This is a genomic window from Pseudomonas sp. B3G-3 (assembly GCF_028640915.1).
Taxonomy (GTDB): Bacteria; Pseudomonadota; Gammaproteobacteria; order Pseudomonadales; family Pseudomonadaceae; genus Aquipseudomonas; species Aquipseudomonas chlororaphis_I.
The window spans coordinates 73724-83256 of the sequence record NZ_JAQZAB010000069.1; the positions used below are offsets into that span (position 1 = coordinate 73724).

At 60.4% G+C, this 9533-nt stretch carries 10 protein-coding genes; 9 read left to right on the forward strand and 1 reads right to left on the reverse strand.

Annotated features, from left to right (window positions below; all coding sequences use genetic code 11):
• Nucleotides 1-148: 148 nt before the first annotated feature.
• Nucleotides 149-1813 (reverse strand): electron transfer flavoprotein-ubiquinone oxidoreductase, encoded by a 1665-nt coding sequence (locus PVZ80_RS07310; RefSeq protein ID WP_016702137.1) that lies wholly within the window; start codon nucleotides 1811-1813, stop codon nucleotides 149-151.
• Between the two features lie 546 nt (nucleotides 1814-2359).
• On the opposite strand from PVZ80_RS07310, the gene PVZ80_RS07315 reads away from it, so the two are divergent.
• The 9 genes from PVZ80_RS07315 (at nucleotide 2360) to PVZ80_RS07355 (ending at nucleotide 9428) form a co-directional block, all read left to right on the forward strand.
• Nucleotides 2360-3109: an electron transfer flavoprotein subunit beta/FixA family protein gene (locus PVZ80_RS07315; RefSeq protein WP_016702138.1), complete on the forward strand. Its 750-nt coding sequence runs from the start codon at nucleotides 2360-2362 to the stop codon at nucleotides 3107-3109.
• Entirely contained in the window at nucleotides 3110-4039 is a 930-nt protein-coding gene (locus tag PVZ80_RS07320; protein ID WP_273863607.1) for an electron transfer flavoprotein subunit alpha/FixB family protein, read from the forward strand. It begins immediately after the preceding gene.
• An 81-nt stretch (nucleotides 4040-4120) separates the two neighbouring features.
• Nucleotides 4121-4945, forward strand: a complete 825-nt coding sequence (locus PVZ80_RS07325) for a substrate-binding periplasmic protein (protein ID WP_273863608.1) — start codon at nucleotides 4121-4123, stop codon at nucleotides 4943-4945.
• Between the two features lie 9 nt (nucleotides 4946-4954).
• Nucleotides 4955-5311: a DUF4398 domain-containing protein gene (locus PVZ80_RS07330; protein WP_009042881.1), complete on the forward strand. Its 357-nt coding sequence runs from the start codon at nucleotides 4955-4957 to the stop codon at nucleotides 5309-5311.
• Nucleotides 5308-6120, forward strand: coding sequence for an OmpA family protein (locus tag PVZ80_RS07335; RefSeq protein WP_009047865.1), 813 nt, complete (start codon nucleotides 5308-5310; stop codon nucleotides 6118-6120). The genes PVZ80_RS07330 and PVZ80_RS07335 overlap by 4 nt, the downstream gene beginning before the upstream one ends.
• A gap of 201 nt (nucleotides 6121-6321) precedes the next feature.
• Complete coding sequence (locus PVZ80_RS07340) at nucleotides 6322-7761, forward strand: aminotransferase-like domain-containing protein (protein ID WP_009047866.1); 1440 nt, start codon at nucleotides 6322-6324, stop codon at nucleotides 7759-7761.
• 79 nt (nucleotides 7762-7840) lie between these two features.
• Complete coding sequence (locus PVZ80_RS07345) at nucleotides 7841-8353, forward strand: translation initiation factor 2 (protein ID WP_257374583.1); 513 nt, start codon at nucleotides 7841-7843, stop codon at nucleotides 8351-8353.
• 168 nt (nucleotides 8354-8521) lie between these two features.
• Entirely contained in the window at nucleotides 8522-8776 is a 255-nt protein-coding gene (locus PVZ80_RS07350; protein WP_007928142.1) for a YkgJ family cysteine cluster protein, read from the forward strand.
• Between the two features lie 43 nt (nucleotides 8777-8819).
• Nucleotides 8820-9428, forward strand: coding sequence for an START domain-containing protein (locus PVZ80_RS07355; protein WP_009047868.1), 609 nt, complete (start codon nucleotides 8820-8822; stop codon nucleotides 9426-9428).
• The last annotated feature ends 105 nt before the right edge of the window (nucleotides 9429-9533 follow it).

Below are 9533 nucleotides of genomic sequence, written 5' to 3' on the forward strand. Positions count from 1 at the left end.
GCTTGCCCGCGATGAATAGCGACGCGGTCTGACAGAGACATTGCCAAGGCCTTATCGCACGCAAGCTGTGCTCCTACAGAAGCGGGGCAGTGGTGCTGGCAATAAAAAAGGCCCCCATTCGGGAGCCTTTTTTCTTTGAGTGTACGCCTTACATGTTCGGGTAAGTCGGGCCGCCCGCGCCTTCCGGCGCGACCCAGGTGATGTTCTGCGCCGGGTCCTTGATGTCGCAGGTCTTGCAGTGCACGCAGTTCTGCGCGTTGATCTGGAAGCGCTTCTCGCCGTCTTCCTTGGTGATCACTTCATACACCCCGGCCGGGCAGTAGCGTTGAGCAGGCTCATCGTACAGCGGCAGGTTCTTGCCGATCGGGATGCTCGGATCGGTCAGTTTCAGGTGGCAAGGCTGTTCTTCTTCATGGTTGGTACCCGAGATGAACACCGAGCTGAGTTTGTCGAAGCTGAGCTTGCCGTCCGGTTTCGGGTAGTCGATCTTCTTGCAGTCCGCCGCCAGCTTCAGGCAGGCGTAGTCCGGCTTGGTGTCGTGCAGGGTGAACGGCAGCTTGCCGCCGAAGATGTTCTGGTCGACCCAGTTGAAACCGCCGCCGACGATGGCGCCGTACTTGTGGATCGCCGGGCCGAAGTTGCGGCTGGCGAACAGCTCTTCGTACAGCCAGCTGGACTTGAACGCTTCTACATAGGTGTTCAGTTCGTCGGCACCTTCGGAGCCGGCGAACAGCGCATCGGCCACGGCGTCAGCGGCGAGCATGCCGGACTTCATGGCGGTGTGGCTGCCCTTGATCTTGGCGAAGTTCAGGGTGCCCAGGTCGCAACCGATCAGCGCGCCGCCCTTGAACACCATCTTCGGCAGCGAGTTCAGGCCGCCTTTGCAGATGGCCCGCGCGCCGTAGCTGACGCGCTTGCCGCCTTCCAGGTACTGCTTGAACACCGGGTGATGCTTGAGGCGCTGGAACTCGTCGAACGGCGACAGGTAGGTGTTGCTGTAGGACAGGTCGACGATCAGGCCGACCACCACCTGGTTGTTTTCCAGGTGATAAAGGAAGGAGCCGCCGGTGTTCTCGGTGCCCATGATGTCCAGCGGCCAGCCGGCGGTGTGGACCACCAGGCCTGGCTGATGCTTGGCCGGGTCGACTTCCCAGATTTCCTTGAGGCCGATGCCGTAGTGCTGGGCGTCGGCGTCGCTGTCCAGGTTGAAGCGCTTGATCAGCTGCTTGCCTATGTGGCCACGGCAGCCTTCGGCGAACAGGGTGTATTTGCCACGCAGTTCCATGCCGGGGGTGTACAGGCCTTCCTTCGGATTGCCTTCGCGATCGACACCCAGATCGCCGGTGATGATCCCGCGGACCACGCCGTTCTCGTCGAACAGCGCTTCCTGGGCGGCGAAGCCCGGGTAGATTTCCACGCCCAGGTTCTCGGCCTGCTGGGCCAGCCAGCGACACAGGTTGCCCAGGGAGATGATGTAGTTGCCTTCGTTGTGCATGGTCTTGGGCACAAAGAAGTCGGGAACTTTGGTCGCGCTGTCGGCGTTTTTCAGGACATAGATGTCATCGCGCTGGACCGGGGTGTTCAGCGGCGCGCCGAGTTCCTTCCAGTCCGGGAACAACTCGTTCAGGGCGCGCGGTTCGAACACGGCGCCGGAAAGAATGTGAGCACCGACTTCGGAGCCTTTCTCGACCACGCAGACGCTGATTTCCTTACCGGCTTCGGCGGCCTTCTGCTTCAGTCGGCAGGCGGCGGACAAGCCAGCGGGGCCGGCACCGACGATGACCACGTCGAATTCCATGTATTCGCGTTCCACTAGGCTATCTCCTACTCAAGGCTCAACGGTTTTTTTCTAATTGGAGGTTGGGTGTCGCATCGATGGTTTTCTCCGCCAAACAGGGGAGGGGACAATGAACGACCCGCCTTTATCTCTAGGCGGCGCATTATATCTACACCACTCTTAGCGTCCAATACAAACGTTTGTTTGAATTTGCTGCAGCCCATGTAAATCAAAGAAGCGCGGCTTATGACAGACCATTTTGGCGTATTGACCAGAATAGGCGTTCCGGTCAAGATACGGTCGGTTTTGCGCTCGCCGTAGGCTGACTGTTGGTTTCAAGAGCACCTCTAAAGACAGGGCGAAAGCAGTACAAGGTGACGCAACGCGCAGTTTACACGCCGCGCTAAAGAATGACCGGCCAGTCGCTACTGACGAACGGTCATCATCCCGTGAGCAGGGTCATCTGTCTGCTGTCCCAAGGGGCAATGCCAGCGTTTTTAGAGGTGCCCTTGTGCCCGATGAGCATCAACCGCCAGGTTCGCCTAGGCGACTTTCTTTTCACCGGAGAGTAACGAGGAATCCATGAAGGTTCTTGTAGCTGTCAAACGCGTTGTCGATTACAACGTCAAGGTTCGCGTCAAGGCGGACAATTCCGGCGTCGACCTCGCCAACGTCAAGATGTCGATGAACCCTTTCTGCGAAATCGCAGTGGAAGAAGCCGTACGCCTGAAAGAAAAAGGCGTAGCGACTGAAATCGTCGTCGTCTCCATCGGTCCCGCTACTGCTCAAGAGCAACTGCGTACCGCCCTGGCGCTGGGTGCCGATCGTGCCATCCTCGTCGAATCCGCTGATGAACTGAACTCGCTGGCCGTGGCCAAGCTGCTCAAGGCCGTGGTCGACAAGGAACAGCCTCAACTGGTGATCCTTGGCAAGCAAGCCATCGACAGCGACAACAACCAGACCGGCCAGATGCTGGCTGCCCTGAGCGGTTACGCTCAAGGCACCTTCGCCTCCAAGGTCGAAGTGTCGGGCGACAAGGTTGCCGTGACCCGTGAAATCGACGGCGGTCTGCAAACCGTTTCGCTGAGCCTGCCGGCGATCGTCACCACCGACCTGCGTTTGAACGAGCCGCGCTACGCGTCCCTGCCAAACATCATGAAAGCCAAGAAGAAGCCGCTTGAAGTGCTGACTCCTGATGCTTTGGGCGTTTCCACCGCCTCTACCAACAAGACCCTGAAAGTCGAAGCGCCGGCTGCACGCAGCGCGGGTATCAAGGTCAAGTCGGTCGCTGAACTGGTCGAGAAACTGAAAAACGAAGCGAAGGTAATCTAAATGACTATCTTGGTTATTGCTGAACACGACAACAAAGTACTGGCCCCGGCCACCCTGAACACTGTGGCTGCTGCCGCCAAGATTGGCGGCGACATCCACGTTCTGGTTGCCGGCCAGGGCGTTGGCGCCGTGGCTGAAGCCGCTGCGAAAATCGCTGGCGTGAGCAAGGTCCTGTCCGCTGACAACGCTGCTTACGCGCATCAGCTGCCGGAAAACGTTGCCCCTCTGGTAGCAGAGCTGGGCAAGAGCTACAGCCACATCCTGGCCGCCGCCACTTCCAACGGCAAAAACATCCTGCCGCGGGTTGCCGCGCAGCTGGACGTCGACCAGATCTCCGAGATCATCTCGGTAGAAAGTGCCGACACCTTCAAGCGTCCGATCTATGCCGGTAACGCCATTGCCACCGTGCAATCGAATGCTGCGGTGAAGGTCATCACCGTGCGTGCCACCGGTTTCGACCCGGTTGCCGCCGAAGGTGGTTCGGCCGCTGTCGAAGCGGTTGCTGCCGCTCACGATGCAGGCAAATCGAGCTTCGTCGGCGAAGAGCTGGCCAAGTCCGACCGTCCTGAACTGACCGCTGCCAAGATCGTCATTTCCGGCGGCCGCGGCATGCAGAACGGCGACAACTTCAAGCACCTGTACGCCCTGGCCGACAAGCTGGGCGCCGCCGTGGGTGCTTCGCGCGCCGCGGTCGACGCAGGTTTCGTACCCAACGACATGCAGGTCGGCCAGACCGGCAAGATCGTTGCGCCACAGCTGTACATCGCCGTCGGTATCTCCGGCGCGATCCAGCACCTGGCCGGCATGAAAGACTCCAAGGTGATCGTTGCGATCAACAAGGACGAAGAAGCGCCAATCTTCCAGGTGGCCGACTACGGCCTGGTAGCGGACTTGTTCGAAGCCGTACCTGAGCTGGAGAAGCTGGTCTAATCCAGCGGCTTCACTTATAAAGAGCCCGGTCTTTTGGCCGGGCTTTTTTATTGTCTGGGATGTGAGTGGGAGAATTTCGCCATGGATCTGCGCCGCCTGGGTGGTCTGTCAGTGCTGCTGGGCCTGACATTGATGCCGTTGTCGTCGATGGCCGCCGGCAAATGCGAGCGCCTGGTGGTGACCGGCAGTCCGGATGCCCCGCCGTATCTGTGGCGCGACCCGCAGGACCCCAGCCACCTGATTGGCGCCAGCGCCGAACTGCTGCAGCACGTGGCACAGCAGCTGGGGATCAAGGTCGAGCTGTTGTATGCCGGCAAACGCTCCGCCGCCCTGGATGAAGTGCGCAGCGGGCGCATGGACATGCTGGCCGACGCACCGCTGACGGTGAATGAGCTGGAAGCGCTGGACTACATTCATCCGCCGTTGCTGGAGAACGACTTCCTGGTCTGGACCCGCAAGGGCTCGACGCTGAGCTACAGTCAGCCGTCGGACCTGCATGGGCATACCGGCGCAGTGTCGGAAAGGGCGCGCCTGACGCCGTCCTTCGAGGCCTTCGCCAAGGACCAATTGAGCCTGACCCGTATGCCGAACCTGACCCAGGCGTTCCAGAAACTGCTGCTGGGGGAGGTGGAGTACGTACTGGCCGGACGCTACGCCGGCATGGCCCTGGCCCAGTCGCTGGGCATGGCCAACGATCTGCTGGCTTTTGAGCAGCCCGCCGACAAACCCGGCCTGTTCCTGGCTGTCTCACACAACTCAGCCTGCAATGACCCATGGTTGCGCGGACAGTTGGCGAAAAAGATGACAGAATTGCCCGCGTCCGGTCTGACGGAAGCCGTGCTGCAGCGCAATCTCGAGCGTTGGAAGGCACAGTTGCAGCAACCTGTCAGTACCCCCAAACAGTAGGGATTTCTAGTGAGTATTCGACCTCTTTTCGCTGCCCTGGCCGTCCTGGCTCTGGCGGGTTGCGCAGCCGATCCGGCGCCGAATGAACAAATGCGCCTGACCGAACAAACCCTGGCCCAGGCCAAGGCCGTGGGGGCCACGGCAGAGGATGTGCCGGAAATGAAACTGGCCGAGGACAAGTTCGCCCGCGCCCAACGCAACATGCAGGAAGAGTCGTTCAAGCACGCGCGCATGCGTGCCGAGCAGGCGGAACTGGATGCGCGCCTGGCCGAGGCGCGCGTCCTGACCCTGAAAAGCCAGGAACAGCTGAACCTGGTCCAGACCCGCATCACTCGCCTGCGCAAGCAGTTGGGAGATGCCCAATGATTCGTCTGACTCGAGTATTGGGTGGCGTGCTGCTGATCGCCTGCACCGGCCTCTACGGCTGCGCCGGGCAACGCAGCGAAGCAGCGCTGGAACAGGCCAGCGAAGACTTCCAGAAGGTCAAGGAAGACTCCAACGTGCTGCGCATCGCGCCCAAGGATGTGATCCGTGCCGGTGAGTCCCTGGCCCGGGCCGATCGCCTGTCCAGCTACTGGGGCAGCGGTTCGGATGTGGTGCACTACGCCTACCTCAGCCAGCGCTACAGCGAAATCGCCCGCGAGCACACCAACCAGGCGCTGAACCAGGAGCAGGCGGCCAAGCTCGAACTCGAACGCCAGCGCCTGCAACTGGCGCTGCGCGAGGCCAAGCTGCTGAGCGTGCAGCAACAGGGTAAGTGGCTGGAAGAGCAGATTATCAACCTGGCCACCACCCAGACCGATCGCGGGCTGGTGATGACCCTGGGCGATGTGCTGTTCGACACCGGCGAGGCGGAGCTGAAAAGCTCGGCCAACCGCACTGTGCTCAAGGTCGTGCAGTTTCTCCAGCTGAACCCCAAGCGCGTGGTGCGGATCGAGGGTTACACGGACAACACCGGCGACAAGCAGAGCAATCTGAAACTGTCCCGCGACCGGGCGCAGGCCGTGGCCGATATCCTGGTGGACCTGGGGGTCGAGGAGAAACGGGTCCAGGTCGAAGGTTATGGTGATGAGTACCCGGTCGAGGCCAATGCCTCCGAACGTGGGCGAGCGCAGAACCGTCGGGTGGAAATCGTCTTCTCCGACGAGAAAGGCCAGCTGGGCGCCGCGCGCTAAGACGCGGATGGTCAAAACAACCCGGTTTCCCTGCGGAGCCGGGTTTTTTTGTGCCTGACGATTGGCACACAAAACAGTACAGTTTTTGCTGACACTGCCCTGTACGGTCGACTATTGTGGCAACTGTCCCAGTACACTTATGAACTGTTCCGGTATCGTCATCCACAAGAATAAAATGCCGGTGAAATCGAGTGCAGCGTCATGACCAATCTCTTGCTTTATCAACGTATCGCTCAGCAGCTGGCTGAAGATATCCGTCGTGGTGTGTACCAGCCCGGGGAACGCGTGCCTTCGGTACGCAAGATGAGTTCCCAGCTCAACGTCAGCCATGCCACGGTGCTCCAGGCCTACGCCAATCTCGAGGACCAGGGGCTGATCCGCGCCCGTCCGCAGTCGGGTTATTACGTGCACCAGACCCCGGCGCTGACCGCGCCGACCCCGGACATCGCCCGGGTCGAACGGCCAGGCCTGGTGACGCGCAGCAGCATCATTCATCAGGTGTTGGTGGAATCGCGCCGTGAAGGCGTGTTTCCGCTGGGGGCTGCGGTGCCCAGCGTCGATTACCTGCCGGTGCGGGCGCTGCACCAGCAACTGGCCAAGGTGACCCGTTTCCACAGTCCGCGCGCCTTCAGCTACATGTTCAGCCCCGGTTTCGAGCCGTTGCGCCGCCAGGTGGCGATTCGCATGCGCGACGCCGGCGTGGTGGTCGATCCGTCCGAAGTGGTGATCACCCACGGCTGCGTGGATGCCCTGCAGATGTCGTTGCGCGTGCTGACCCGCCCAGGCGACCTGATCGCCGCGGAGTCGCCGACTTACTACGGCCTGCTGCAACTGGCCGACCTGCTCGGGCTCAAGGTCATCGAGATTCCCAGCGACCCTTCCACCGGCATGAGCCTGGAGGCGCTGCAACTGGCGGCCAACCAATGGTCGATCAAGGCCCTGGTGCTGACCACGCGCCTGAGCAATCCACTGGGCGGCACCATGCCGGAAGAGCGACAGAAGCAATTGCTGCGCCTGGCCTCGGATTTCGATATCCAGGTGGTCGAGGACGATATCTACGGCGAACTGATGTTCGAGGTCGGTCGTACCAAGGCGCTGAAAGCCTATGACCGGCTGGATCGGGTGATCTATTGCTCGAGCTTTTCCAAGACCCTGTCACCCGGTGTGCGCATCGGCTGGATGATTGCCGGCAAGTACCAGCAGGAAATCCAGCGCTTGCAGACCTTCAGCACTCATTCGGCCTGCAGCGTCACCCAGATGGGGGTCGCGGCCTACCTGGAGAACGGCGGTTACGACCGGCATCTACGTTTTATCCGTCAGGAGTACCGCAAGAACCTCAGCGCGTTTCAGCTGGCGGTGCAGCAGTACTTTCCAGAGGGCACGCAGATTACCCGTCCGAACGGCGGTTTCATTCTCTGGGTCAGCCTGCCGGGGCGGGTCAATACCCAGGAATTGCATGTCCGGGCATTGCAGCAGGGCATCAGTATCGCGCCGGGGCTGATCTTCAGTAATACCGAGCAGTTCAACCACTGCATTCGCCTCAACTGCGGCACCCCGTGGAATCGCGAGGCCGAGCGAGCCTTGATGACCCTGGGCATGTTGGCCAGCCAACTGTGCCAGGAGGCCGCGGGCGGTTTTTGAAGGATCGGTTACCGCGCTTGTTTTCGCGCGGTCAACAGGCGAGCATATGGCTCTTTGCCGCCGATCCTGTTGTTTCCCTATGAAAGCGATTTTTCCTGTTGCCTGGGTATTGGTCAGTGTCTTGAGTGCTTTTGGCACGGCCAGCGTCCTGGCGGCTCCAGCCCAGGAAAAGGTCGCGACAAGCGCCACCGCGAATAAGTCGCAGAAAACCGCAGCAGCCAAGAAAACCGCACCGGTAAAGAAGGCGACCGCGACCAGCAAGGCCAACCCCAAGGCCAAGGCCCAGAAAAGGCGTGCGCCGATTGCCTCCAAGTCCAAGCCTGCCAGCGAAATCGTGAAGACGCGTTTGCCATCAGCCAATGTGGATCTGAGCCTGCCGCCGGAGATGGTCAAGCAATTGCAGCCGATCGGTTCGGTCAACCAACCCAAACGCACTCCGTTGTTGCCGCCGATGTTCGGCGAGAAACCCAAGGACGACAGTCCGTTCCAGCTCAACGGCCGCCTGCTGAGCAACGAAATGCAGTTGCAGCTGCGCAATGACGAGCGGCGTGATGTGGAAGGCGCGGCGCTGGATTTCGAGTTCAAGCAGTAAACCCTCATCCTGACTGTGACCCGCGGCCCTGACGCTTTGTCGGAGACTGGTCAGTCACGCGAGCCCGAGAGCAAAAACCAGCGGATGGCCAATTTCAAACGGCTGTTTTAGCGGTTACTCTAGTCCGCGTCATTTCAATACTTTGCCCGTCGCGAGGAGCTTGTCGTCATGAACTGCCGTGAAGGCTGTGGCGCCTGTTGCATTGCCCCTTCCATCAGTACCCCGATTCCTGGAATGCCCAATGGCAAACCGGCCGGAGAACGTTGCATCCATCTTTCTGTCGAACTGCTGTGCGGTTTGTTCGGCCAACCCGAACGGCCCGCCGTCTGTGGTGCGTTCCAGGCCGATGTCGAAGTCTGCGGCGGCAGCCGGGAAGAGGCTATCCGCTTGTTGGGCTGGTGGGAGCAAGTGACGGCGGCGTGAAGTGTTTTCAATGAACGGAACTTCAACAATAAGGAATAAGACAATGGGTTCGCTGCATCGAATTGCTGTGCTCTGTGGGTTGACCGTTCTGCTCTCGGCCACCGCCCACGCCGAAGATTGGCAAACGGCCAAGGATGAAGACGGCATCAAGGTCTCCTTGAGTGAAGTGGCCGGTTCCAAATACAAGGCCTACCGGGGCGTCACCACCATGAAAACCAGCGTGGCCAAGCTGCGCGCGCTGCAGGACGACGTGACAGGCGCCTGTGCCTGGATTCACGAATGCAAGTCGCAGAAACTGCTCAAGCACGAAGGTGAGCAGAGCTGGACCTACACCCAGTTCAATACCCCGTGGCCGGTTACCCCGCGTGATTCGGTGCTGCACGTCACCACCAGCGAAGCAGCCGACGGCAGCCTGACCCGCAAGCTCGAAGGCGTACCGACCTATGTTCCCGACGAGAAAGGTTTCGTGCGTGTCGCCCAGGTCGAAGGTTTCTGGAAATTCGTGCCCAAGGGCGCGGACCAGGTCGAAGTGACCTACCAGGTGCACACCGAGCCGGGCGGCAGCGTGCCATCCTGGCTGGCCAACAAGTTTGTCGTGGATGCGCCGTTCAACACCCTCAAGGCACTTAAGGCGCGCGCCGAGAAGCCGTAAGCGTCGATCGTTGCAAAAAAAAGGCTGCCCCAGGGCGGCCTTTTTTAAGGTTCTTCACGGAATACCGGGAAAGACGCTCTTGATCTTCATGAAAAAGAATTCGCT

Excerpts from the sequence above, each read along its gene's own strand:
- PVZ80_RS07315 (WP_016702138.1), top strand. The coding sequence starts at position 2,360 with ATGAAGGTTCTTGTAGCTGTCAAACGCGTTGTCGATTACAACGTCAAG.
- PVZ80_RS07320 (WP_273863607.1), top strand. The coding sequence starts at position 3,110 with ATGACTATCTTGGTTATTGCTGAACACGACAACAAAGTACTGGCCCCG.
- PVZ80_RS07325 (WP_273863608.1), top strand. The coding sequence starts at position 4,121 with ATGGATCTGCGCCGCCTGGGTGGTCTGTCAGTGCTGCTGGGCCTGACA.
- PVZ80_RS07335 (WP_009047865.1), top strand. The coding sequence starts at position 5,308 with ATGATTCGTCTGACTCGAGTATTGGGTGGCGTGCTGCTGATCGCCTGC.
- PVZ80_RS07340 (WP_009047866.1), top strand. The coding sequence starts at position 6,322 with ATGACCAATCTCTTGCTTTATCAACGTATCGCTCAGCAGCTGGCTGAA.
- PVZ80_RS07345 (WP_257374583.1), top strand. The coding sequence starts at position 7,841 with ATGAAAGCGATTTTTCCTGTTGCCTGGGTATTGGTCAGTGTCTTGAGT.
- PVZ80_RS07350 (WP_007928142.1), top strand. The coding sequence starts at position 8,522 with ATGAACTGCCGTGAAGGCTGTGGCGCCTGTTGCATTGCCCCTTCCATC.
- PVZ80_RS07355 (WP_009047868.1), top strand. The coding sequence starts at position 8,820 with ATGGGTTCGCTGCATCGAATTGCTGTGCTCTGTGGGTTGACCGTTCTG.